The following is a 25,591-nucleotide window of genomic DNA, read 5'->3' on the forward strand; positions in this document are numbered from 1 at the left end:
GCAAACCAATAACAGTTGATTTCCTGAAATTAAATATAGACCAAGACTTCAAAATGTAGATGGATGGAACAAAGTGACTCACACGGAGTCACTTTGTTATCCAACTATTGATTATTCCTCTTCCACTTCATATTTCTCAATATTGGAAAGTAGTTCCTCATAATACTCTTCTGAAGCTTCGTCTACTGATTGTTGTTCATAGTAAATGATTTGTTCTGTTTCAGTGAATAATTGCGTGTTTTCGTTGTAACCTGGTAAGTTTGGAACATATGGTGCATCTGATGTTTCACTTACTAAATCAATGTAAGAGTAAACAGCTTCATCTAATTCTGTTGCCTGATCAATTAAGTTTTTACGTACATCTGAGTTAACAGGTGCACCTCGATCATTACCTAATACTTCAGTTGCTTCGATGTTATTCACGAAGTAATCCATAAATTTTGCTGCCTCTTCTGGATGCTCTGTATCCTTATACGCTGCGAAATACTGACTAGGTCTTAGCGAAACGCCATTTTTACCAGTCTCCGTATTAGAAGGATAAGGATATAATTCAAACTCATCCTCTGTCGCACCTGTATATGCACCTAACTGATTACTTGCAACAGACTCAATCGCAACATCACGTTGTACAATTAAAGATTGTTCCGGTGTTTGAGTTGCAGATACTTGTACTTCTGGAATTGCTGCTCCGCCGCTTTCACGAAGCTCCTTCCATAAGTTGAACCATTCTTTGACATCCTCTGCTTCAAACCCAATTTCACCATCTAAATAAGTGAATTTGTCTGTTTGTGACAAGAATACACCGAAGCCATCTTCCCCAAAGTCACCTGTACCATATGTTCCATCTAGATTCTCTGTTAATTGTGGTGTTAATTCTTTAAAATCTTCCCATGTCCACTCTTTACTTGGCATCGAAATCCCAGCTTCTTCAAAGGCTGTTTCATTTAATAATAACCCCCACGCCGTTGTGCCAAGTGTTATTCCAAATAATTGGTCATTAAATGTTGCAGACTCTAACATACTTTCACCATGTAGACTTGTATCTATTTCATTTCCAACATAATCGTCTAATGGTAAAATTACGTCGCGAGCAACAAAGTCATTTAAGTTACCGCCAAATTGAATAACATCCGGAGCATTTCCTGCTGCCAATTGTGTATTTAATTTGTCAAAATAACCATCAAAACCGGAATATTCTGCCTCAATCGTTACATGAGGGTTTTCCTCCTCATACATTTCAATTACTTGTAATGTGCGGTCATGTCGTTCCTGACCACCCCACCATGCTACTCGTAAAGTTACTTCTTCTTTATCTGAAGCTTCTTCATCATTTTCTGTATCATTACTTTCTGTCTCTGTTGTGTCCTCAGATCCTGTATCTTCTTCATCTTCACTAGCAGAATCTGAACTGCAGGCTACAACCAAAGCAGTCAAAAATGCTAAAACTAAAAATAAGTACCACTTTTTCATCACTAATAACCCCTTTCTTCATTAAGATACGTTTATTTTACATTGTAAGCCTTCACAAATGAATAAAGAAAAGTAAGGGCTTACATAAAATTTCTTAGGTTATTGCTTAAATTGGATAAGTTTGGACATGAATCCATGTGAGCTCGGTAGGTAAGCGGAACAGGGAAAACGTCCCATTTTTTATTTAAATTCATAAACATTTCTCATGTGCACATATTATAAAGTGAAACTTCCATCAGTCGATTAGTGGGGGTTTTCTCATCCCTCACTTAGACTTTTTTGATTCTTCTAAGTCTTGTAGTGGGGGCTTACCGCGATAATCAAGCCATACAAAGGAGTTGAAAACCATGCCAAAGAGGAAATATAACCTTAAAAATGTGAGGGCAAATACAGAACGTAATTTCTTAGCGACGAATACCACGTTGCCACAACATAAAAGCAAGTGAAAATAAAGTGTGTGATACGAAGTGCTGTTCCTTGGATAAATATTTATCCACGGAACAGCACCTTTATCCCATAAAGATAGAAGATTCATTATCCTTCTTCATGTTCGAATAATGATCCCGTCAAAGCCATAATCGCATGTCTTCATTTCACTCCATCCTTACAATTTTTTCTGCCTCGTGGAAATTTAATGCTTTCCTATCGCTTCAAAGAGAAAAAGAAGGCCATTTTACTTAGCCTTCTCTTTCTTTTTCCATTATTTTATTTAGTTTTTCAAGATAAAGCGATTGGTCAAAAGGTATGTCCACTTCTCGTTGCAACCAATCTGATAAATAGATTGCATTAATCAGCTCTACATTGCGTTCGCCGTCTTCTCTTGTGGCATATAATGGAGCATTTTCTGTTATGCTTTCACTAAAATTTTTCATTATATTGACATATGGATTTTGTCCCCTATCATGAAACTCAAAAACCTTTTCCTGGTAACGTGGAGCATTCTCCTCAATAGCCTTAAATGCTGAGATATCCAAATCCTTACTCCAGAGTTGTTCCTCCTGTTCAAACACCTTCATATTCATGGAATCACCGTTTTCTATAATGATCTTTCCTTTATCACCAAGAATCTCCAGTCGGTCTGTCCCAAAAAAGTCATGGGTTCGAGTAGTGAAAACACCTGACATACCGTTAGCATAGCTAAGAACAGCTGTAACATCATCATCTACAGTAATGTTTCGTTGTGACCCATATTTAAGATGAGCATACACTTTTTGGGGCATACCAAATAACCAGGCTATTAAATCAATATGGTGTGAAGCTTGATTGATTAATATACCGCCACCTTCCCCATTCCATGTAGCACGCCAATCATTCTGTTCGTAATAAGCCTGAGGACGCCATGTTTTTGCCGCAGTCCATTGCCAATTTCTTATCTTACCGATAGCATTATCCGCCAATAAATCCTTTAACTTCTGATAAGCAGGCTTCGACCGTTGATTAAAGATGAGTCCGAAGTATATCTTCAGCTAATTGCCTTAGTGGTTCAAGCTCTTTTGTATGTACACTCAGCGGTTTTTCAACTAATACATGTTTGTTATGCAATAGTGCTTCAGTGGTCATTTCTACATGCTGAAAATGCGGTACACAAATGATAACAGCATCGATAGCATCATCTTGTAATAAATCTCGATAATCCTGATAAAACAGCACCTCTGTAAAATGCTCTTGTACATAGTCCCGTTTATCACAACTACGTGAACTAATTGCTGTTAATTCCATACCTTTTACTTGTCCATCATAAATTAGCGATGCATATTTGGAGCCTTGTAGGCCGAGTCCAACGATTCCTACTTTAATTGGCAACGTCTATTACCTCCTTTTCACAGTAATGGCTTAGATAACTGAATATACAGATCCTCACTAACCTATCACTTACCCTAATTAGGTCCATTTATTTTTGATACTTTGATAGGTTTGTTTTGGTTGACGGTAGCTGTTAACGATCCCTTTGTTGTTTTGAGTTCCTGCTCTTGTCATAAACCATTCTTCTTCAGTTACTCGACAGTCGGCAAATTGCCAGATGAACATACCGGAGATGTAATCTTTTTTCATATAAGCATCCAAATTCGCCTCAATAACCATTGCCTGTCTTTCTTCTGTCCCTTTTACTGCTGTTGGGGACCGATATCCATATAATCCATCCGCACCAAACTCACTCATAATCATTGGCTTTCCTTTTCCACCTAATTCATCTGCCCACTTTCTTGCTTGATCAGCTAACTCACTAGGATCTTCATCTGTATACCATTGGGGATATAAATTAAAAGAGACAATATCTACCAAATCAAAACAAAGTTCCGCTGCTCGATGATGAGAGGCAAAAGTTAGCGGACGACTCTGGTCGAGAGTACGAATTTGTTCCAACTGTTCCTGATACATCTCACGTCCCTGTTCGGTATTACTCGCACATTCGTTTAAAATTCCCCACATAATAATAGATGGATGATTATAATGGTTCTCTACCATTTCTCGATTCACCTGTTCACACTGCTTACGGAAAAGTGGATGCTGCATTCGCTCTAAACTTAAACCACGAGCATGATTTTCCTCCCAGACAAGCAATCCCATCTCATCACATATGTCGAGAAAAAGCTCATCATTTGGATAATGACTAGTGCGAACAGCATTTGCCCCAATATCCTTCATTAATTCTAAATCTTTAACCATCAAACTGAACGGAAAAGAAGCACCGACAATTGCATGGTCCTCATGACGGTTAAATCCTTGTAAAACAACATTTTCACCATTTACTTGGATCTTTCCATTTTCCGTTGTAATTTCCCGAAAACCAATCCGCTCTATATAATCGTCAATAACTATTTCATTTGTTTTGTTTACAATTTGAAGTTCTAACTCATATAAATGAGGGTTATCCGGTGACCATGCAGACACATCCAAATCTTCTATTGAATGAGTAACCTTTAAGTGTTTTGATTTGCCATTTTGCTTTATATCAGTAGCAAATGATTGATTAGCAATCTTCCCCTTGAGATAGTAACTGTCTGAGGAATTTTCCAATAATTCAATATCAACCTCTAACTCCAGTTTCCAACTCTCTCCTTCGTTGACAGGAACACTTTTTACTTGATTTACCATTACATTGTCAATCCACTCGATCGCAACAGGACGTATGATTCCACCATAGGTATAATAATCATTAGGAATATGCAATGATGATTGGTCCGTGAAACGATTGTCAACCATGATGACCAACTCATGCTCGCCTGCTTTCACATTTTTTATTACATGAGAGAAAGGGGTATAAGCATTATAGTGAGTCGTAACATAACTTCCATCTAAATATATTTCAGCAGTATGACTAATTCCCTTACAAACCAGATGTAAATGCGTTTCATTTTTTATCATGATCTGTTTACGATAGACTGCTTTGCCACGATAATTGGCAAAGGAAGGGTGTGATTCCCAGCAACCTGGAACAGGCAATTGATAATCATAACCCTCTACGTCCTCCACTTTACTGTTCTCATCCATAGGCTGAAAATCCCATATGCCATCTAATTCCTGATACTTTCTTACATAATGGTGTTGAAACAAACGTATCATAATGTGACTTCCTTTCGCTCTATTTCTTGTATAAGGGTAACTTTTTCAAACGTTTTCAAACTAAAATGCATGACAATCAACACGAAACCACTTAGACCGCAAACTGGAATAAATCCTGGTATCGTCTTCATCATCATACAAAACATTGAAACCGTTATCAACATTAATACTGTATTTAACGGAGAAATAAATAAAAGTAAAAATGCATGCTTTAAAACAGAAAAGAAAGAAGACCGAAAATGGATATATATAGGAATGATAAATAAACATAGAAATAGGAACAATACAAAAATTGTTAAAATAGGAAAATAGCTTAATTGCACCAGTGAATGATTGATCACATCCGCAATCGTTAAATTAATATATAACAATAAACCAATCAATGTTAATAGCCAACCAACTCCATTACTTTTAAAAAATTCCTGTTTAAAAACGGTATAGAAATTTTTTGTTATTTTAATATCACTGTAACCTGTTAACCATTTTCTCACAATATAAAAAGTAGCTGTCATGGCTGGAAACAACCCGAAAAAAATCAGTCCCAGCAAGCTAAAGGTTATAGCTAACATATTTAAATAGACCACTCTTAAAACAAACTCAGCAAAATAGTACATCCGCTCCATTCCTGTCATATTCAATCCCGTCACTCCCCTTCCTACTCTTTTACAGATCCTAATGTGATTCCATGAATAAAGTATTTTTGTAAAAATGGATACACTACTAATACGGGAATCATCGCAATAAAGATTTTGGCAGCATCTAACGTTCTATTTGATAATTCACTCATTCGTTTATATTGATCCTCTGTCATCGTAGAAGGATCCACCGAAACAACCAGTTGTTGAATATATGTCTGTAATGGATAAAATTCCTCTCTTGTCATGAAAATAAGGCCATACAAAAACTCATTCCAATGATAGACAATACTGAAAAGCGAAACTGTCGCGAGAACCGGAATAGATAACGGAATAAATAATTTGGTTAAAATATACCATGGACCTGCGCCATCTACTAAAGCAGCCTCCTCTAAGGAAGAAGGAAGATTTCTAAAAAAGTTAATGGTGAGGATGATATTAAACACAATCGTCTGGGCACCACCAACTAAAACTAAAGCCCATACACTATTCATTAACCCATAGGCTTTCACCGTGAGATAGAGAGGGATCAATCCACCATTAAATAACATTGTAAAAATCAACGTCCACATTAATACATTACGTCCTTTGAAATCTTTAACGGTCTTAGATAATGGATAAGCCATAAGAGGCACGATTATAAAGTTAAGTCCTGCTCCTAAGACAACCCGTTGTATCGATATCCAAAAGGATTTAAAAAATTGACTATCCTGTAATAACTGCTGATAGGAATTAAAATTAAATTCAACTGGCCATAAGGCAACAGCACCAGCTGCTGCAGCTGTTTTGGAGCTGAAAGATAAAGATAACGTATACCATAAAGGTAAGACACAAGTAAGCGCAATCGCTACTAATATACTAATCAAAACAGCATCCGCTATTTTGGAAGATAATGATTTACTTCTTAACATATGCTTTTGACCCCTCTCTTAAAAGATTCGATAATTCGTAAACCGATAAGCCATGTAGTATGACAGACTAATTAGAATAAAGCCTGCAACAGATTTTAATAACCCGACTGCCGTCGCCAATTCATACTGCAAATTTAATAAACCTGCCCGATAAACCCATGTATCAATAATATCCCCTGTTGAATAAACGAGAGGGTTATATAAGTTGAAAATTTGATCAAACCCTGCATTTAGTACATTTCCTAAACTTAATACAGCTAATAAAACCGCCGTAGTTCGAATTCCAGGCAATGTAACATGCCATAGCATACGGAGTCTTGAAGCACCATCAATACCTGCAGCTTCATATAATGCCGGATTGATTCCAGTTAATGCAGCTAAATATATAATCGTATTAAACCCGAATTCCTTCCAAACATCACTGCCTACTACAAGGAAAGGAAACAGATCTGCACGGCCAAAAAATAAAATAGGATTAATACCAAATGCTTCTAATAATTGATTAATCGGACCGCCATAAGCGAAAATATCGAGTAATACCCCGCCTAAAATAACCCACGAGAGAAAATGGGGTAAATAAACAATCGTTTGGATCGACCTTTTCAAGCGCATATATCTTACTTCATTTAACATTAAGGCAAACACCAGAGGAACGATGAGGTTCCCAATAATCTTCATGATTGCAATAAATATGGTATTAAAAAACACGTTAACCGTATCACTCAATTCAAACATATACCGAAATGTTTCCAGTCCTACAAACTCTGAACCAAAGACACCCGCCCCAGGGTTGTAGTCTTGGAAGGCAATCATAATACCAAACATCGGTACAATACTAAATAAGGTTAACCAAATGAATCCAGGTATCAGCATCGCATAATAATGTTTTGCAAAACCCTTAGATCTCACGACAATCTCTCCTCTCCGACAATTGTTATTCATTATTAAGAAAACCGGGCAAAATCCTCGAACGTTACATTTTCTAGACTTTGCACATTTCATTTTTTAGAAAAGCGCCGAAATCCATTCGACGCTTGTTGGTTTATTTATTTGTTTACAACTTCTGCGACTTCTTCGGTAATCTGGTCTCCACCTTGGCTATTCCAATTTTCCACAAATTGATCAAAGGAATCGAGCGGCTCTGTACCCATAATGATTTTTAAAAATGTTTCGTCCTCTAATTTTTTTAGATTCACCCATCTGTCTTCCATCGTTTCTGTTTGAGAATAAATTAAGCTCATGACACCATTTATTTCATTATCGACTAAAGGAGCTGTTCCGACTAAAGCTGAATAAGCCCTGGTCCATTGTCCTAAATTTGCTTCTGGATCCCAATGTTCAATATCCGTATTGTCATATGGTTCTAATTTAATTTCATGAATGCTGTCCACATCAGATTTCAACAATTTGTAGGCTGGCATATCATAGAAATCTTCTGGTTCTTTCGTTCCTGCAAGCACTTCTCGAAGTGCTACAGTTGTTACTTCCATTTCATCTGCAGGTGCATAAACCAGACGTAATGGATAATAACCTGGACCACCAATACTAGGGTCAAATTCTGATTCGTTAGCTAATAAATTATTTAAGATCTTCATGGCAGCTTCTGGATGTTCATAACCTTTTCGAACAACTACAAATTGAGTTGTTGTAGTACTTAAGTGTGGTGTATATTCACCATTTGCATTAAGTGGAAGACCGTAAGATTGCCAGTTTGCTTCTGGATTATTCGTCACAGCATCTGTAATCGGACCATACGGCATCCAAAACGGTCCGAAGAACATGCCTGTATTCCCACTAATAACAGATTCACCAGAATCCTCTCGCACACCCATTTCCGGATCAATTAATCCTTCACTGTACATATCCCGTAAAACAGATAATGCCTCTTTCGTTTCTGGTAAGGTTGAGCCGTAGACTGGCTGTCCGTCATCTCCTTCTAACCAATAGCCTGGATAAGCGTTCAACGCTGAGAATATCCCATCAAAACCATATAAATTGTTCGTGGATTCCAAGAAGTTAGCATACAATTTATTAGTGGTATCCGGTCCAGCTAAACCAATCGTATCATCCTGCCCATTGCCATCAGGATCTTGTTCTACAAATGCTTTTGCTACTTCTTTAAAATCTTCAATGGTTTCTGGTGGCTCAAGTCCAAGCTTATCAAGCCAGTCTTTTCTGATCCATAGATTGTGTACACCATCGGCACTAGCTTGGGAGTTAGGTATTGCCATGATTTTTCCATCAAACGTAACATTTTCAAGTGCAACTCCTTCTGAACTATCGATAATTTCTTTAATTGCAGGAGATGCATAATTCTCATATATGTCTGTCATGTCGGCAATTTGATCGGCTTCTACGAGCTGCCTTAACTCGACAGGACCTACGACCATCGCATCTGGCAAGTCATTACTAGCGATCGCCAGACTTACTTTTTGATCGTAGTTAGAAGGAGAAGCAGTAAATGCATGTTCCACTTCAATGTTCAAATTTTCGTTAACATGCCTTGTGTACTGATTATCAAGTGGCGTATCTCCATCTTGTAAACTGGTATCACTAGGATCAACTTCTTGACCAATAGCAATCGTAATCTTTTCTTCATATGCACTAAATGGATCCGCGGTCTCAGAAGATGTTTCCGTGTCACCATTTTCGGTCTCATCTCCATCATTTGGTTCAGAGCCTGCATTATCATCAGAACAAGCGACTAACACCAACGCAAATAATAATAAAAATAAGTACTTTCTTAGCATCCATTTCCCCTCTTTTCCTTGGATTTTATTTTTCCATTTAATCATAACAAAATTGTAAGCGCATTCAATAAGAGGGTTGTTTCGAAAAAAAGGGGGGAATTGTACTTTCTAATCTCCTTCTAAAAAGGAAACAACATTTCCCTTACAATATCGAAACATTTGACCCTTTTTTATTCAATTTTCGATACTCACTTGGTAAGAGTCCTGTCGTCTGGCGAAATATTTTACTGAAATATTTAACATCAGAATAACCAACTTTTTCAGAAATAACACCAATTTTTTCTCGCGTATATAATAGATAATCTTTCGCTTTATTAATTCTCGCAATCCGGATATATTCATTAAATGTTTCTCCAACTATATCTTTAAAACAAGTAGAAAAATAACTTCGACTGATATTGACTTGTTGAGCAATATATTGAGCTGTCAACGGGGACGAAAGCTCACGTTCAATAATAGATATAGCATTTAAGATGCATTGGTTTGTCTCAGGAGAGTATGCTGGACTGAATACAGTTGTATACATAACTCGCTGAAATTGTTTGAACCATTGTTCCAAGTCACTCCAATAATTCATTCGAACAGGGTATGTAACCTCCTGAGGAAGAATATCTCGATATATTCGTTTATATTCATGAATCAGCCAGGACAACAGTTCTTCTAATTGACTAATTGAAAAACCGGTCTCATATAAATCACCTAATATATCCGTTAGTTCTCGTTTATTAGCTATCCAATCCGATAAAATTAACCTTTTTTTCCACTTTTCCAGTTGGTGCTTCGTTTCCTGTAAAGGTTTATGCAGATCATGAAACGCCTTTATAGCTATTTGCCTATCCTGGCTGATTTCATAAAACAATAACTGTTGATGATAAAGAGGTGTCCATTCTTTTATTTCGTTAAAATCATCTTCCGTTTCTGGATAAACTAGAAGCAATGGGCGGATATCATACTTTGAATCTACTATTTTCCGTATGATACCCTCAGTGGTGAACGTATCGCTTCTTATCAGAACAGCATGATCATTCCATTTACAGATATTTTTTACCTCCAGAAACTCTTTCAGTGCCTTTTCAACAGTAAGAATTTCCTCTGATATCAATGTGTATCCATTAGTCCATGTAGTTTCTTCGGCAGTTGGCATAGAAGATTGCTTTTCTGATTCTTTTTCAATCCTGTTCTGAATACGAACCAAAATATCATCCATGTTATTACCATCCAGCTCAATTTTTGCTATATAATCAATTGCTCCTAAGCGCATCGCTTCCTGTATATACTCAAAATCCTGATGCAAAGAAAGCACGACAATAAAGATTTCTGGATATTTTTCTTTGACAATTCGAATAAGTTCGATTCCTGACATAATTGGCATCGCTAAATCGGTAATGATCAAGTCAACCTGATTGTCTTCGATAAACTGCAAAGCTTTTTCCCCATTTTTCGCATCTCCAACTATCTTCATGTCAAATTGTTCCCATTGAAAGGAAGAGATGAAACTTTTTCTGACTAACTTGTCATCTTCCACTATTAACACTTTAATCATTTCATATCACCCTTTATATATGGTATTCGCAACCGGACAATCGTCCCTTCCCCAACCATGCTATCCATTTCAATTTCTGCATACTTTCCATACGTTCTTTCCATCATTCTCTTAACATAATTCAATCCAATGCCCATTCCATTCTTTGTCTGCTTAAAGACTTGATTATTTAAAATTTCGTTCATTTTCTCTCTCGTCATGCCTCTGCCATCATCACGCACTTCGATAACAATCATTTCCCCTTCAAGGTTGATGGTTATATCAATTGTTCCTTCATCCACAAGCCCATGGTACAGTGAGTTCTCTACTAGTGGCTGCAGGATAAATCTTGGGATCGGAGCTAGTAAGACATTTTCTGGTACATTTACATTTGTGACATATTCAAAATCATACCGAATTTGCTGCAACATTAAATATTGCTTCATCGAATCTATCTCTTCTTCAAGTGTTGATAGAATCCCCAGTTTTCCCATGTTGTAATAGAGCAATTTATTTAAAGAGGTTAATAGACCAGTAAGTTCCTTCTTGTCTCCGGAGATAGCCAACCATTTTGCCGTGTCTAATGTATTCATTAAAAAATGAGGATTGATTTGATGTTTTAACTTTTCTACTTCTAAATCAGCTCGTTTCCTTTCCTTCTGTTCGATCTCCTGAATTAGACTGACTATTTGCACTCTCATATTACGAAACCGACCTATTAAATCAACAAATTCAGGTATTTTGGTATGAACAATTTCTGAATGAAAATTGTTATTTCCCATTAATTTAATTTCATGACGAAATTCATTTAAAGGCTTGTAAAGTGTCTTCCATAACAACAAGGAAACAACGAGACTGATAAAAACAAAAAGAATCGCAATATAGATCATCAAAATAACCCATTGATTCATTTCCTCGTTGTACTCCGATATAGGTATTAACGCAATAATACTCCATCCTTTGTCCGTAGGCTCTTCAAACCAGTAAAATCCATTATTTTTACCATAACCTTTGTCATTACTGTCGAAGGAACTATTTACCGGAAAGGTTGCATTTTCACTATATATGATATGTTTGGTATCATCTGAAATTATGTAGTCTGCATGATTCAATACATTGTCTACTTCTAAAAGATCCTTCGTTAAATCAAGGTTTGATTCTAAATAAATATAAATGTCATCAGCATAGTTAACATCTAGTTTTCTGGCGACAGACAGTACATATTTATCTTTGTATTGTTCCATGCTTATGTGAGGACCATAAGTATGCATGTTATATCCTTCATCCAACAATGGATCATTGTCTAATGAAAATTCTTCTTTGACTCCATGATTATAAAAAAAATATTTATCATTTTCTTTCAAATAAAGTAGTGATAAACCGATACCAGGGTTACTAAAGGTAATCACATTTAATTCATTTTTTATTTCCTCATAAACTTTGACTCTATCGTAGGACGGAGAGGAATGTAAATAATCATCAAGCTTAAAGGTGAGATTCTCAGAAAAGGCAATTTGTTGGGCAACATAGTTTAAATCTTCTATTGTATTTTCCATAGACAACCGAATTTGTTGTAAATTGCTATTGAAGGTAGCATGTAATTTATTTGTTAGAATATTCGACATGGATTGATAGGAAAACATAATCGTAAACATGAGAAGTAAAAAAGTACTTAAAGCAAATACTAAAGAGATCCTGCTTTTCAAACTTAATTTTTCAAAAAAAGCAACCACTTCCCTAAATAATCGTTTCAAGTGAATACACTCCCTTCTTGTGATAGCGGTTACATAAAAGTATCATTACAATAGCATCTTTTACATGCTTATTCAAGGAATCGTACAATTTACGAGAAGTTCACAAAATCGTCACTTACAGTAGTTATAATAAATCTTTATACTACGAATATATGTCATGAAAGGATGAATGAATTTGCCAACAACAAAAAAAGAAAGTATACAATTTGGTTTAATAATGTGTTTTGGAATGGTATTAGTTATGACGATGTATAACTATTATCTTAATGGAATGATTGGAAAAATGACTTTTTATGAAGGAATAACAGATTTCTTGATTGCTTTTATCATTGCAATAATACTTGACCTATTTCTCGTTGGTCCCAACGCAAAAAAATTAGCATTGAAATTAACTGCAAACACTAAAAGTGAATTATTTACTGTACTAACTTTTTCAACTTTCATGGTTATAGGAATGGCGTTATTCATGTCTGTTTTTGGGTTAGTTACAACCATTTTACACAACGGATATACCTCCAACTTTATCATAGGTGATTATCTATCAGTGTTTGGTAAAAATTTTATTATGGCATTACCTTTACAAATATTTGTTATGGGACCACTTGTGCGTTTTATATTTACTAAGTATATGAAACCCAATAAAAATGAAGTTAGAGAAGCATAAAGGAGCTTCCATTCGTGGCAATTAGCACCATGATAAACAAAAAGATAGCCTAATCTCCTACTATTAATATAGAGGAAATTAGGCTTTATAATTACTATTGACGTAAAGATTTTATCTGCTCTATATCCTCCTCTATTTTATCCGTTATCTCAAATTCACGACTATTGTGATATGAACCAACCGGATTCATTTCAAATCGTTCATATTCATTTAACAGCTTTTTATAGGTTTCCATCGCTATATTAGTATATGAATATTTCTGTTCCTTTGCCAAGTCAACAGAAATTGAGATGATTGCCTGATAAATTCTTGAATCAAAAGGATCTAGTTCTAGTGCGCGCTCAAATTGATTTAGCGCGTCTTTCCTTTCATTGATTTTTGCCAGTAATACACCCGATTGATACATTACTTGCGAATTCATCGGTTCCAACTCAGCCATTATATATGCTGTATTTTTTATAGAAGAGTCGCTTGTTTTATTTTCATCTGACTGATTTATTAACGTATCACTTAACTGATACCAGTATTCTGTATCAAATTGATTGTAGCTCGTTGCCTTGATCAGATACTGTTCACGTTCTGCTAGATTATTAGTATCCATCGCCTTATGATAGGCAACATCTGCTTGCATAAATCGATAGGAAAAGATTAGTGCAAATAATAAAATGACTGCATACACTCCTAATGTATAGAAAGGCCATTTTTGGGGTTTATTTAGTTCAACAGATGGTTTTAATCCGATTGCTATTAACCAGAAAATCATAAAGACAACAAATCCGAATGCTAAGTTAAAATCGATAAAGCTGTGAACAAAAATGGTTGATAAACTTAATAGAATCGCAATATATAAGGACCTATCTTCTGCATGACGCATAGTTTTCCATATTCGGACTATTAAATATACCAAAATACTAATCATGATTAAAAAACCGAGATAACCAATATCTACTATCATTTCGGCATATTCATTATGAATTTTATTAGCTTGATAGGGTAACTGCTGGTAATCACGATATATCGATTCCCAAGCTTGTCCCCCATATCCTATAAAAGGAGAATTCATACTTGCTTCCATTGCATCTTCTAAAATGAGCAGTCTTTCTCTTGCTGTCTCACTATCACTAATACTGAGAATTCTTTCTTGTAATGGAGTGGGCAGTTGCTTGTATACCAAGCCTTGATTACTTATATCTAGTAATAACAGCAATCCAAATAGAACGATTATAGCTGGCAACACAACACGATGGATTTTAAACTTTTTCATGTGTTCCTCTTTATCTAGTGCATCAGCTCTGGAAATCCACCAAATCACCAAAACGGATAGCAAAGACATGACAACAGCGCTGATACCTGTCAAAAACATATTTCCTGCTTGTAAAATAAGAAATACAGAAAAACCGCTCAGCGTGGTAATCATAGAATACAGCATATAACGTAATTGATAATGAAAGGTGAAAAAGCATACACCAATCACCCAAACAATTGGAAAGATAAGATACATACCTCTTGAATACGATTCAAGGAAAGTTACAATAAAAGCGGTTAAGGGAAAGGAGTAAAAGAATATATATCGCCAATCTTGCCTTTTACCTAGAAGCATAACTAACCCGAACATATAAAAAGCAATCATAACCATACCAAACGTATTCGGATATTGAAAGACGCCAGCAAACCGATCTTTTATAAATGCACTTGGATAATTTAATAAGCCAAATTGATTGAGTAACATATGATAAGCAATCAGCACACCAGAAATATAAAAAATATAAGGAGCAAGTTGTCTTATTTTATGGTGTTTATTTACACTCCAATACAATATATAAAAAAAACTTATGTAAGTTGTCCAACGAAATACCATTTCAAACGCACCACTTGGATGCTTTGCCTGGACCAATGAAAGGATGTAACAAATCGGAATAAACAAGCTTAATACCAGATCATTCCAAGCAGTAAATTTCCTATAATATAATATCCTTATCAGCAACAAAAATGCAAACAAATAAATCAAAATATGTATCAGATAAAAATCCGAATCAAAATACAACCCCTGTTGAAAGGGGGAAACAATAAAAAGAATCGCAAGGAAAATAAATAAAAACCAATGCATTACAAACCTCCATCACCTGGATCAGTGGGACAGGTGAATTGTCCCATTATTCAAGATAATCATAAATACGTTTTCGATAATATTGCTGCAACCTTTTGGTGATATCCCCTATTTCATTATTATTCACAGGGTTCTTATCTATTTGGATGATCGGAACTACTTCTAAAGGAGTAGCCGTAAGAAAACATTCATCAGCATCCTGTAATTCCTCTACTTTTATTTCTCTTTCTTTGACCGGAATTTCTAGTTCTTTAGCAAATAACAGTACTTTTTTTCTAGTAATACCACCAAGAATATAGTGATTAGTTGGATGCGTATGTATCACTCCATCTTTAATCATATAAAAGTTGGAAGCACCACATTCCCTAACAATACCTTCACGGTGAAAAAGAGGTTCATGATATCCGCTGCGTTGTGCTTTTGTTCTCGCTATCACATTCCCCAGTAAATTTAATGACTTAATATCACAACGAAGCCAGCGAATATCTTCTTGCAACATGACCTTCACACCTTTATCCCACATTTCAACTGGCTGGTCAAAACGGTCCACTGTCGCATAGAAAAGCGCATCTAAATCTTCCATATAAACATGATCCCTTGGTTGTATCCCTCTTGTTACTTGTAAATAAATCTTTCCATCGATAGTGAATTTATTTTTTTCGATAAGTTGTTTTAATAATTGCTTGATCTCGGATCGGGAAAAGGGAGCTCGAATCGCCAACTGTTCCATCGAATAAAATAAACGGTCTAAATGCCAATCCAAAACGTGAAGCTTTCCATCATATATACGAATAACTTCATAGACACCATCACCAAATTGATAGCCACGGTCTTCAAAAGAAACCATTGCATTTTCTGGTTTACGCTCCACTATCTCATTTTTCCATAGCATGTAATCTGTCATTGCGAATTCCCCCTTTATGGTTTCATTTTATCATATGTCTTAGAACTGTTGTTTAGGATTCTATTACTACCTCTTTCCTAATCCTTTAACCCAATTCGGCAAAACTTTCTTTATTTCCCGGGAAATGGACAAGCTAATTTCCGACAGGTGATTTCATTTGCATCTTATTGTTCATTGCCTTGTTCAATCCTAGACTGTCAGAATAATTTTCCCAATATTTTTGTTGGCTTCCATGTGTTTGTGAGCGTTCGCTGCTTCGGTAATGGGGAAAGTGATGTCGATTACCGGTTTAATGGTGTCTTGTTCAAAATGATCGATCGTTTTGTTAATGAAATCCTTGCTAAGTTCAGCTTTATATTCGTCACTTCTTGGCGTTAGCAGTGTTCCTGTTAATTGAATTCGTTTTGCCATTAAATCCATTAAGTTAACTTGATTTACTGTATTGCCACCCAGCACGCCGATCAATACCCATCTGCCATCGACTGCGATACTCTTATAATTTTGTTTCCAATAGCTTGCCCCAACAAAATCGAGGATTAAATCGACACCTTTTTTGTTAGTTGCTTGTAATACTTCCTCAGCGAAATCCTGTTCCTTATAATTAATCACCGTATCGGCACCTAATTTACGGCAATAGTCCAGTTTCTCTTCAGAACCAGCCGTTATGATTACTTGTGCATCGGACATCACTTTAGCTAATTGAATGGCAGCAGTACCTACACCACTTGCACCTGCATGAATCAGAATTGTTTCGTTCTCTTTCAATTGACCAATCCAATATAAGGTTTGAAATGCTGTTAAAAATACTTCCGGAATCGCTGCAGCTTCTGCAAAGCTTAAGGAATCAGGGATCTTCATCGCTCGTTCTGCCGGCATAGCTGCTTTTTCAGCATATGCACCGCCATTCACTAATCCCATTACACGATCACCTTGTTTAAATGCATGATGGCCGTTAGCATCTGTTACTACACCTGCTACTTCTACTCCAATAATCGGATTGTTTACATAACCTAATTTACCTTCTCGATTTAAAATATCTGTGCGATTAACTGCTGTCGCATGCACTTCAATGAGTAAATCACCAGCTTCTAACTCCGGTTCAGGCATTTCCGTATATATTAATTGATCTGCTCCACCTGGTTCTTTCGCTATAATTCCTTTCATTTACATCCTCCTAGTCAACATTTTTAATAACATTATTTTGTAGGATAAACATGCCCAATTCTATACTTTTCGATATGCTCTACGTTCTGCATATGGTACACATTGAAAACAAACAGGGATTTTTTCATCCTTATCATTATAATAGTAACTTGGATTAACTGGCTTTTTCCCACAAATACCACAATTTTTCCTGCGAAAAATTCGTGTAAGTAACTTCATATTTACCGCTCCTTATCATGCAGTTTCAATAGTTACCAGATACATTATTCATTATACCTCATAAAGTTCTATAGGTAATTGATCAGGATCTTGAAAAAAGGTAAAGCGTTTATTCGTCATCGAATCCACTCTTATCTTTTCTACCATAATCCCCTTATCTTCGAGAATTGTTGCAGTCTGCTCTACGTCTTCCACTGAAAAGGCAAGATGTCTTAATCCGCATGCTTCTGGAAAACTTGGTCGTTCTGGTGGATTTGGAAAGGAAAAGAGCTCGATGACATATTTATCATGTAAAGCCAAGTCCAACTTATAAGAATTACGTTCTTCACGGTATACCTCTTTAATTATTGACAATCCTAATTTATTAACATAGAACTCTTTCGACACTTGATAATCAGAACAAATTACTGCAATATGATGAACACCTGCAAACAAACCAACACTCTCCCTTATCAATAAGTTATCTGCCCTTATTTTACACAAAAAATACCACAGATGGACAGGGATAGTATCCTATATAGCAAAAATGAATTATATTCAAAGTAAACGAACAATACATTTCTTTATATAGTACAAAAATATGGATGTGATACTATGAAACAAGTCTTAATTTATATCTTCTTTCTATTAGTGCCTAGTCTTGCATCAGTTGCGATTCATTCCAAGGATAATTTCTACTTTTGATATGGGAAGGTTGAAATGCGGGCTAAACTTCAGAAGAGGCAAAATTCAATAGAAATGATTCGAAATATACAGAATAAGAGTGATGTATTGGAATTTGAAAGCCATACTTATTACGCATCTTCGCCTCCCCATACGGAGCATTTGACGAAGACAATATTCAACTATTTAAAGAAATAGGCTTCAACATGGCAGTTACCGTCGTTCCAGAAACCGGTCCAGCCAGGTACAAACATCTACCAAATCCCAAGAAAAGAAGTCTATTCAAATGAAAAGGTAGAAGACTTCAAAGAAAAAATCGGATTAACAGAGAATGGAGAGGGGTCATTGCCCCTATCCCTGTATTTCTTACTCACGCCATAATTGTTCAAGGATAATAACCAATCCAGTCCCCACCAGGAGACCATTGCTCATGATGTTCTGAATAATTAGTGGCAGTTCCGAGAATACTTCTGCTGGTAGAAACATAGTCCCCATCCCGATCAGATAAGCAATTCCCAAAATAGTCATTCGTCTATTGTCTAATGGCTGTACCGTGACGTTTCGTATCGCCAGTCCAACAAGCTGTACAAATGATGCCATTAATGCAGCATTTGCAATTGGTGCTGGAATCCCAGAGATAAACGAAACAATCGGCGGAAAAAAGGCAAACAGCATTAACAAAAAGGAAGCATAGATAAAAGGTGCTTTTCGCTTTTGACCGGTTAGTCCTATAAATCCTGCTGAAGTGGACAATGGTACATTAGCAATAGAAGAAAATATCCCCGCTAAACCATGGTTAATTCCAAAAACCGATGTCCCGTGATTAATTTCTTTATGTCGGTCTTTCCCCTCATTTCCTAAAACTTGATCAACTGCAACAACTGATGCAATCATATTAGAAATTAATATCACTGCGATTAGTAATGCAATCGGAATCACACTAATATTAAAGGTTGGCATCCCAAAAGCAAACATATCCGGTAATGAAAATATCTTCACATCCCCGACAACAGGCGCTTCTCCTTCGACCAGAATAAAAATAATCCAGCCAATCAAAATCCCAATGAACATCGAATAACTTTTCATCCATCCTCTAGCAAAAAAGGATAAACCTAATACTACTAAAAAGATAAAAGAAGCAATCAATGCTTCCTTAACTTGAATATTACTTGATTCACCTTGCAGGCCTAGCATACCTTCCAAAAAGGTGCCGCTCAACTGTACGGTTAACAGAAAGAAGAAAGTCCCTGTGACAAGTGGTGTAAAAATCGGTAAAATAAATTGAGAAATTTTAAAGATACCAAATATAAATAAAAATACACCCGTCAATATCATCGTTGTTTGTAATAATTGGAGTGTCCCATCAAGTGACGTACCACTTTGCAACCCTGTTGCTGCCATCACCGAAAAAATACTGATCCAAATCCCGGCAGGCCCTTCCATAATCGGCATTCTGTGCCCTATGATACTTTGGAGAAAAGAAGCCAGTCCTACTACAAAGAAAGTCCGCTGCATCAGCCCAGCTATTTCAGCAAGGCTCATATCAAAAATGCCGCCTACCACAATAGGTAAAGCAACAGAACTGGCTAAAAGAAATATAAACCACTGGATGGTTTCCATCGACGTTTGAACTAGTTTTTGTTTATCCAACATAAACGCTCCCACTCTATCCATTTTCACTTAACGTATCATATCATGATATCACATAAGAAGAAAAGCGAGGCAAAAGTGCTAGAATACACTTCAGCAATATACTTCACTTTGTTTATGTCATTGACAAAACACAACAAAACTTTTCAATAAAGGTTTTTTCATGAGAATCTTTCTTTTTTTATGCAAAAAGTGTAATGTTTTCGTATAAACGTCGTCTTATAAGTAAAGAACAACCAAAGACAGACAAACAGGGAGGTCACGGAATGAATGAAGAGTTAATTACAGATTGGTTTGATGCCTATGCTGATGATGTATACCGCTTTTTGGTCTATTACACATCCACATCCGATGTCGAAGATCTAGTACAAGAGGTATTCATTAAAGCAATCAATCGATATGATTCTTTCAAAGGTGATTCCAGTCCTAAGACATGGTTAATCTCGATAGCACGAAATGTGGCCATAGATGAAACAAGAAAACAAAAACGGAAAGACTGGCGCAAGCTGATTAAAACCTATGAGGACAAAGTCGACATATCTCCAGAAGATAAACACCTTTTAAATGAAAAAAAATTGGAGCTGCACAAAGCAATAGCAAAACTCAAGCAAGATTATCGTGATGTCGTTATCCTTCGTGGAATCGAGGAATTATCTGTATCTGAAACAGCAAACATTTTAAAATGGTCTGATTCAAAGGTTCGTGTAACATTTCATCGTGCTTTGAAGGTTTTGAAATTGCAAGTGAAGGAGGTCCATTATGAGTCATAACGAAGACGAATTAATAAAGGAGCTAAAGAATTTGAAATCTAATGCCAAATTAGATCCACAAAAAAAGGAATCGATGAAGATGGTTCTCCAGCAACATGCGAAGAAAAAACGGGCAAAGTCAAAGACAAAACATAGTTTCATCTGGTTTTCCACTGCTGCAGCTATCTTGATTTGCGGGGGACTTATTTACACTCTGATCAATACAGACCAAATCACATTACCTGCAGATGACAATCAACAAATTGAAGAAGTTGGTAATGCTGGGGGAGATCCAAAAGAACCGAATGATATGGAAGGTTTAGGTATGGAAGAGTCGGATGATAATGACGAGCAAGCGACACCAGGAGAGGAAGATTCTGGTAATGAAGAAGTCAGTCAACAGGAATTTAAAGTAGATAAGCTAGGTAACGAAACACAAACCATTATCCCTGAAGGAACAGAAGAAAAAATAAATGTGGTAAACTTTCGGATCGAACCATATGGAATTGATTACCAAGTTGCCGAATTATTAAATAAGTATGTAATCGAAGAAAATACTGTAAAACACCACGGTGAAGATGATATGGTTGGATCGATTCGATTATCCGTAGAGGAAAATGAAACGATAGAACAACTTTCAAAAGAATTTCAAGAGAAATACAGTGAAGAGTTTGACAATGTAAGTGAAGTCACGGAACCAACAGATGGAGATAATCCTTATTCCGGGTTAACACAACGCGTTTCCGCTACACCACAAGGATATTATCTTTATCAAATCGAAGAAAATGTACTCGTTATTCAATACGAATACGATGCAGGAGCCAGTGATGGAATGGGACCAAGGCTTCAGAAATTCATTGAATCTATTCGATAATATTAAACTCCAGCATATAAGCTTATGTTGGAGTTTTATTATTGCAAATTCACTTAAATCTTTACTCATTACCTCTTACCACCTTGATTACTAACTTCACATGTTTAAATAGTTTTAAGTGCTAGCATATTTAAAATATCTTTTTTTCTAAAACTTCTAGAACACTAGTCCTATAGAACTATTATACGACCGACTTTAAATAAGGATCTTTTATTTTTCTAACAACAAACATCAAAAAATAGATATTTATTTATAAAAAACAGACATTACCTTGACTAATATAGTTCACTTCTCTAATCTATATTGTAATCAAGTAATCCGGATTCTTGATTGAAGATATGTACTTCTTTTTAAATGTAAGCGTTATCACTATTTAGGCCTATGACTTATGAACCTACTAATATCCTAGGAAGGTGGTGATACATGCACACTTCAACCCCATTATTACACCATAGAACCCACATAAAGTAATCTATTACAATCCAAAATAAATAGGAGGTTTTTTCTTTTGATGAAGAAAATTTCCCTGGTCCTGATTACTGTATTAGTGGTTAGTCTACTTCCCACCAATCTATCAAATTCTATTCAAGCAGAAACAGATAACAGTTATTTATTTGACTTTGGCTCAGCAGATAGTCCTGTTGCTGATGGCTACACACAAGTGTCCAATACCTTACTTTATGATGAGGAAAGAGGTTATGGTTTAAGTGATGAAATCGATAACCGTGATCGCGGTAATCCCGATGACTTACGACGTGATTTCATCATTGGATCTGATTATTCTTTCAACCTTGATATACCAAATGGAGAGTACTTCGTACGTATTATTGCAGGTGATGATATTGCCTTCAATCGTTCAAGTTTTGCCATCAATGGCGAGGATTATGGAAATATTACCTCAAGTGGTGGTGAATATGCTGAGTTAACAACCGATATAGCTATTACAGATGAAAAATTAATGATTGATATCGGAGAAAATGGGCGAATTAACGGGCTGGAAATTGTGCCAATGGAGCAAATTGACAGTTTGGCAGTTGACTCCATTTCGTATTCAGCAGACAGTGAGGTTACTTTGTCTTGGCAAAGTGATCCAAACGCCAGTCATTATAATATCTATCGTAAAGGAGAAAATGACGAAGACTTCAAAAAAATAGATGACTCCACGGAAGCGAATTATACTGATACTAGCGTAGAATTAGGATACTCTTACACGTATGCGGTAACACTTGTGCATTCATCTGGTATCGAATCAGACAAAAGTAACGAAGTATCCGCTTCTATCATCAATGAAGAAGCTGAAAAACCTCAACCGCCTAGTGAATTGTCCTTAAGTAATGCTGAGCTTGATAACGTAACGCTGAGTTGGGATGCAGTTGATAATGCTAGCCTGTATTATGTCTATCGTGCTAATTTTAATCCGGACGATTATCCAGAAGGAGCTGTTGAATTTGAAAAAATCGATACCACTTCTGATACTAGTTTTACCGATGATTCAATTTTAACCTATAACAACTACTATTATCAGGTGCGCACTGTAAATGAAGGTGGCATTTCGGATCCATCCAATACAACAGAATCTCCTGTTACCGAAGTGCAAAAACGCCAGATGGAGCAACTTGATCGTGCGTTAGTAGCAGTTGAATCGGATGAAGGTGTGTATGTAGGCTGGAAGATGCTAGGCACCGATCCGAAAGATGTCAAATTTAATTTGTTCCGTGATGGTGAAAAAGTGAACAAAAAACCGATTGAAAACAGCACGAACTTCTTCGATGAGGATGGAACTACTGATTCCACCTATCAAGTAAAAATTATTAAAGGCAGTGGAGATAAAGTAACAAAAGAAGTTGATGTATGGTCAGAAAACTACTTAAGTATTGCATTAGATAAGCCTGAAGGTGGTACAACACCAGATGGCGTAGACTATACGTATAGTGCAAATGACGCAAGTGTTGGTGATCTTGACGGAGACGGTGAATATGAAATCATATTAAAATGGGATCCGTCTAATTCAAAAGACAATTCCCGATCTGGTTATACAGGCAACGTCTACCTTGATGCTTATAAACTGGATGGTACGAAAATGTGGCGTCTAGATCTCGGTAAAAATATTCGCGCCGGCGCTCATTATACGCAATTCTTAGTGTACGACTTTGACGGCAATGGCAAATCAGAGGTTGTCCTAAAAACAGGTGATGGAACCGTCGATGGTGAAGGTAATGTGATTGGAGATCCAGAGGCTGATTGGCGAAACAGCAGTGGTTATATTTTAGAAGGTCCTGAATACCTCACTGTGTTTGAAGGTGAAACAGGCAAAGAGTTGACAACAACTGACTACGCTCCTTCTAGAGGTAATCTCAATGATTGGGGAGATAACTATGGCAATCGTGCTGATCGCTTCTTAGCAGGTGTTGCCTACCTTGATGGAGAACGCCCAAGTATTGTGATGGCTCGTGGTTACTATACACGCGCCGTGCTTGTTGCCTACAACTGGCGTGATGGCGAACTAACACAGGAATGGATATTTGATAGTGATGAAGAAGGTAATGAAGACTATGCCGGACAAGGAAATCATAGTCTATCTGTAGCCGATGTTGATCAAGATGGTAAGGACGAAATCATCTACGGTGCAGCGGTTGTAGATGACGACGGTACCGGACTTCATACAACTGGCTGGGGACATGGTGATGCACAACACGTTAGTGATTTAAATCCAAATCGTCCAGGTCTGGAAATTTTTCAAGTTCACGAAAATACATCAATTCCAATTGGTTACGGTATTCGAGATGCTGCAACCGGTGAAAAATTGTTTGGTGTAGATCTCAATACAGATGTCGGTCGAGGACTAGCTGCAGATATCGATCCACGCTATGATGGTGTTGAATTCTGGGCATCTGGTGCTTGGGATGGCAGTACAGGAAATGGCCTTCACGCAGCAGACGGGGAACTGATTTCTCAAAATACTCCATCTGTTAACCATGCTGTTTGGTGGGATGGCGATCTTGGCCGTGAATTGCTTGATCATACTTTTGATTCCAACAATGACCCACACGGTGTTGGCAGCATTGATAAATGGGATTATGAAAATGAAGAACTAGTTAACTTGTTAACTCCAGAAGGTACACGAACTAGTAACTGGACAAAAGGTAATCCATCTTTACAAGCAGATTTAGTTGGTGACTGGCGTGAGGAAGTGATCTGGCCATCAGCTGATAGCGAAGAATTACGTCTTTACACGACAACTGATCAGACAGAAGAGAAAATTCATACATTAATGCATGATCCAGTTTACCGTTTATCGATCGCATGGCAAAATGTCGCTTATAACCAGCCCCCACATACGGGCTTTTTCCTAGGTTATGACATGGATGAGCCACCGCGACCTACCATTGAAACAGGCGATGAATTGTTTGGATCAGATAAAAATAAGCAGTAATCCGTTTTAAGGCGAGAGTATATTTGCTCTCGCCTTTTTCATAAGACAAGAAAGTATATAACCATTGGTATCACAACTTTTTTATCACGGTAACTCCATGTAGTAATATTGACATGTTTATACAGCAACCCCTCCGCTTCGACTGCCCACTCCCCTTTCCATGAGCTTTTCTTATGTATATTTCCAGTGATATTACATCACATTATTACTGTGATGATATACAGAGGAGGAGTAACATTGAAAAAAGGTAACAATATCTCCAGTTTGCAGGATCAAAACCAGCTTGCGCAAGCTCAACAGTCCATCCTGCATTTGCAGCGAGCAATGAATCAGGCACAAAGTCATATGAATGAAGAAATTCTTGAGCAAATCAAGCATACAATGGATAGGGCTGAGCGTTCCCTGGTTCAAGCAGAGAATGTAACCGATGATCAAAATGCACTAAACCTTGTACGACAAGAGTTAGTACAGCAACAACAAGCTTTCCATGACTTAACGCAATAAAGTGAGACTATGATCAGTGGGGGTCTTACAGACGGGGTTAACACCGTGATAAAA

At 36.7% G+C, this 25,591-nt stretch carries 21 protein-coding genes; 5 read left to right on the top strand and 16 right to left on the bottom strand.

Annotation, left to right across the window (positions count from 1 at the left end):
• Positions 1-111 precede the first annotated feature (111 nt).
• From BM121_RS02685 to BM121_RS02730, 10 genes are all read right to left on the bottom strand, one after another.
• Positions 112-1,470 carry an ABC transporter substrate-binding protein gene (locus BM121_RS02685; RefSeq protein ID WP_091480779.1) on the bottom strand — a complete coding sequence of 453 codons (1,359 nt, stop codon included), beginning with the start codon at positions 1,468-1,470 and terminating at the stop codon, positions 112-114.
• 677 nt (positions 1,471-2,147) lie between these two features.
• On the bottom strand, positions 2,148-2,936 hold the full coding sequence (locus BM121_RS02690) for a Gfo/Idh/MocA family protein (protein ID WP_091480782.1): 789 nt from the start codon (positions 2,934-2,936) through the stop codon (positions 2,148-2,150).
• Entirely contained in the window at positions 2,908-3,273 is a 366-nt protein-coding gene (locus tag BM121_RS02695; protein WP_091480785.1) for a Gfo/Idh/MocA family protein, read from the bottom strand. Before BM121_RS02695 ends, BM121_RS02690 begins: the two co-directional genes overlap by 29 nt.
• Positions 3,274-3,351: 78 nt before the next feature.
• On the bottom strand, positions 3,352-5,034 hold the full coding sequence (locus tag BM121_RS02700) for a glycoside hydrolase family 2 protein (RefSeq protein WP_091480788.1): 1,683 nt from the start codon (positions 5,032-5,034) through the stop codon (positions 3,352-3,354).
• Positions 5,031-5,666: a YesL family protein gene (locus BM121_RS02705; protein ID WP_245780723.1), complete on the bottom strand. Its 636-nt coding sequence runs from the start codon at positions 5,664-5,666 to the stop codon at positions 5,031-5,033. The genes BM121_RS02700 and BM121_RS02705 overlap by 4 nt, the downstream gene beginning before the upstream one ends.
• A gap of 23 nt (positions 5,667-5,689) precedes the next feature.
• Positions 5,690-6,580 (bottom strand): carbohydrate ABC transporter permease, encoded by an 891-nt coding sequence (locus tag BM121_RS02710; RefSeq protein WP_091480793.1) that lies wholly within the window; start codon positions 6,578-6,580, stop codon positions 5,690-5,692.
• Positions 6,581-6,598: 18 nt separating this feature from the next.
• Positions 6,599-7,489: an ABC transporter permease gene (locus BM121_RS02715; RefSeq protein WP_091480796.1), complete on the bottom strand. Its 891-nt coding sequence runs from the start codon at positions 7,487-7,489 to the stop codon at positions 6,599-6,601.
• A gap of 137 nt (positions 7,490-7,626) precedes the next feature.
• On the bottom strand, positions 7,627-9,330 hold the full coding sequence (locus tag BM121_RS02720; RefSeq protein WP_091480799.1) for an extracellular solute-binding protein: 1,704 nt from the start codon (positions 9,328-9,330) through the stop codon (positions 7,627-7,629).
• 142 nt (positions 9,331-9,472) lie between these two features.
• Positions 9,473-10,873, bottom strand: coding sequence for a response regulator transcription factor (locus BM121_RS02725; RefSeq protein ID WP_091480801.1), 1,401 nt, complete (start codon positions 10,871-10,873; stop codon positions 9,473-9,475).
• Positions 10,870-12,606: a sensor histidine kinase gene (locus tag BM121_RS02730; protein ID WP_091480804.1), complete on the bottom strand. Its 1,737-nt coding sequence runs from the start codon at positions 12,604-12,606 to the stop codon at positions 10,870-10,872. The genes BM121_RS02725 and BM121_RS02730 overlap by 4 nt, the downstream gene beginning before the upstream one ends.
• A 169-nt stretch (positions 12,607-12,775) precedes the next feature.
• On the opposite strand from BM121_RS02730, the gene BM121_RS02735 reads away from it, so the two are divergent.
• Positions 12,776-13,270, top strand: coding sequence for a DUF2798 domain-containing protein (locus BM121_RS02735; protein ID WP_245780708.1), 495 nt, complete (start codon positions 12,776-12,778; stop codon positions 13,268-13,270).
• A 94-nt stretch (positions 13,271-13,364) separates the two neighbouring features.
• On the opposite strand, the gene BM121_RS02740 is transcribed toward BM121_RS02735, so the two are convergent.
• From BM121_RS02740 to BM121_RS02760, 6 genes are all read right to left on the bottom strand, one after another.
• On the bottom strand, positions 13,365-15,377 hold the full coding sequence (locus tag BM121_RS02740) for an O-antigen ligase family protein (RefSeq protein ID WP_091480808.1): 2,013 nt from the start codon (positions 15,375-15,377) through the stop codon (positions 13,365-13,367).
• Between the two features lie 46 nt (positions 15,378-15,423).
• Positions 15,424-16,281: a D-amino-acid transaminase gene (gene dat, locus BM121_RS02745; protein WP_091480811.1), complete on the bottom strand. Its 858-nt coding sequence runs from the start codon at positions 16,279-16,281 to the stop codon at positions 15,424-15,426.
• Between the two features lie 189 nt (positions 16,282-16,470).
• Positions 16,471-17,445 carry an NAD(P)H-quinone oxidoreductase gene (locus BM121_RS02750; RefSeq protein ID WP_091480813.1) on the bottom strand — a complete coding sequence of 325 codons (975 nt, stop codon included), beginning with the start codon at positions 17,443-17,445 and terminating at the stop codon, positions 16,471-16,473.
• A gap of 60 nt (positions 17,446-17,505) precedes the next feature.
• The gene (locus tag BM121_RS21930; protein WP_175495291.1) at positions 17,506-17,664 is read right to left on the bottom strand and encodes a hypothetical protein; all 159 of its coding nucleotides are present in this window, start codon (positions 17,662-17,664) and stop codon (positions 17,506-17,508) included.
• 51 nt (positions 17,665-17,715) lie between these two features.
• Entirely contained in the window at positions 17,716-18,099 is a 384-nt protein-coding gene (gloA2, locus tag BM121_RS02755) for an SMU1112c/YaeR family gloxylase I-like metalloprotein (RefSeq protein ID WP_091480816.1), read from the bottom strand.
• Positions 18,100-18,693: 594 nt separating this feature from the next.
• Positions 18,694-19,977, bottom strand: a complete 1,284-nt coding sequence (locus tag BM121_RS02760; protein WP_091481257.1) for a purine/pyrimidine permease — start codon at positions 19,975-19,977, stop codon at positions 18,694-18,696.
• Between the two features lie 266 nt (positions 19,978-20,243).
• Here BM121_RS02760 and BM121_RS02765 point away from each other — a divergent pair, with 266 nt between their 5' ends.
• The 4 genes from BM121_RS02765 to BM121_RS02780 all read left to right on the top strand — a co-directional run bounded on the left by BM121_RS02765 (position 20,244) and on the right by BM121_RS02780 (position 25,537).
• Positions 20,244-20,747, top strand: coding sequence for an RNA polymerase sigma factor (locus BM121_RS02765; protein WP_091480818.1), 504 nt, complete (start codon positions 20,244-20,246; stop codon positions 20,745-20,747).
• Positions 20,737-21,600, top strand: a complete 864-nt coding sequence (locus BM121_RS02770) for a hypothetical protein (RefSeq protein ID WP_091480819.1) — start codon at positions 20,737-20,739, stop codon at positions 21,598-21,600. The genes BM121_RS02765 and BM121_RS02770 overlap by 11 nt, the downstream gene beginning before the upstream one ends.
• 511 nt (positions 21,601-22,111) lie before the next feature.
• Positions 22,112-25,033, top strand: coding sequence for a rhamnogalacturonan lyase family protein (locus BM121_RS22520; RefSeq protein WP_091480822.1), 2,922 nt, complete (start codon positions 22,112-22,114; stop codon positions 25,031-25,033).
• A 237-nt stretch (positions 25,034-25,270) separates the two neighbouring features.
• Positions 25,271-25,537, top strand: coding sequence for a hypothetical protein (locus BM121_RS02780; RefSeq protein ID WP_091480824.1), 267 nt, complete (start codon positions 25,271-25,273; stop codon positions 25,535-25,537).
• Positions 25,538-25,591 lie beyond the last annotated feature (54 nt).

The organism is Gracilibacillus orientalis, from assembly GCF_900114645.1.
GTDB classification, from domain to species: Bacteria; Bacillota; Bacilli; order Bacillales; family Amphibacillaceae; genus Gracilibacillus; species Gracilibacillus orientalis.

Coding starts and splice junctions, on each gene's coding strand:
- BM121_RS02740 (WP_091480808.1), bottom strand. CDS start 15,377: ATGCATTGGTTTTTATTTATTTTCCTTGCGATTCTTTTTATTGTTTCC.
- BM121_RS02710 (WP_091480793.1), bottom strand. CDS start 6,580: ATGTTAAGAAGTAAATCATTATCTTCCAAAATAGCGGATGCTGTTTTG.
- BM121_RS21930 (WP_175495291.1), bottom strand. CDS start 17,664: ATGAAGTTACTTACACGAATTTTTCGCAGGAAAAATTGTGGTATTTGT.
- BM121_RS22520 (WP_091480822.1), top strand. CDS start 22,112: ATGAAGAAAATTTCCCTGGTCCTGATTACTGTATTAGTGGTTAGTCTA.
- BM121_RS02765 (WP_091480818.1), top strand. CDS start 20,244: ATGAATGAAGAGTTAATTACAGATTGGTTTGATGCCTATGCTGATGAT.
- BM121_RS02735 (WP_245780708.1), top strand. CDS start 12,776: ATGAATTTGCCAACAACAAAAAAAGAAAGTATACAATTTGGTTTAATA.
- BM121_RS02770 (WP_091480819.1), top strand. CDS start 20,737: ATGAGTCATAACGAAGACGAATTAATAAAGGAGCTAAAGAATTTGAAA.
- BM121_RS02705 (WP_245780723.1), bottom strand. CDS start 5,666: ATGACAGGAATGGAGCGGATGTACTATTTTGCTGAGTTTGTTTTAAGA.
- BM121_RS02685 (WP_091480779.1), bottom strand. CDS start 1,470: ATGAAAAAGTGGTACTTATTTTTAGTTTTAGCATTTTTGACTGCTTTG.
- BM121_RS02725 (WP_091480801.1), bottom strand. CDS start 10,873: ATGATTAAAGTGTTAATAGTGGAAGATGACAAGTTAGTCAGAAAAAGT.
- BM121_RS02750 (WP_091480813.1), bottom strand. CDS start 17,445: ATGAAAGGAATTATAGCGAAAGAACCAGGTGGAGCAGATCAATTAATA.
- dat (WP_091480811.1), bottom strand. CDS start 16,281: ATGACAGATTACATGCTATGGAAAAATGAGATAGTGGAGCGTAAACCA.
- BM121_RS02700 (WP_091480788.1), bottom strand. CDS start 5,034: ATGATACGTTTGTTTCAACACCATTATGTAAGAAAGTATCAGGAATTA.
- BM121_RS02720 (WP_091480799.1), bottom strand. CDS start 9,330: ATGCTAAGAAAGTACTTATTTTTATTATTATTTGCGTTGGTGTTAGTC.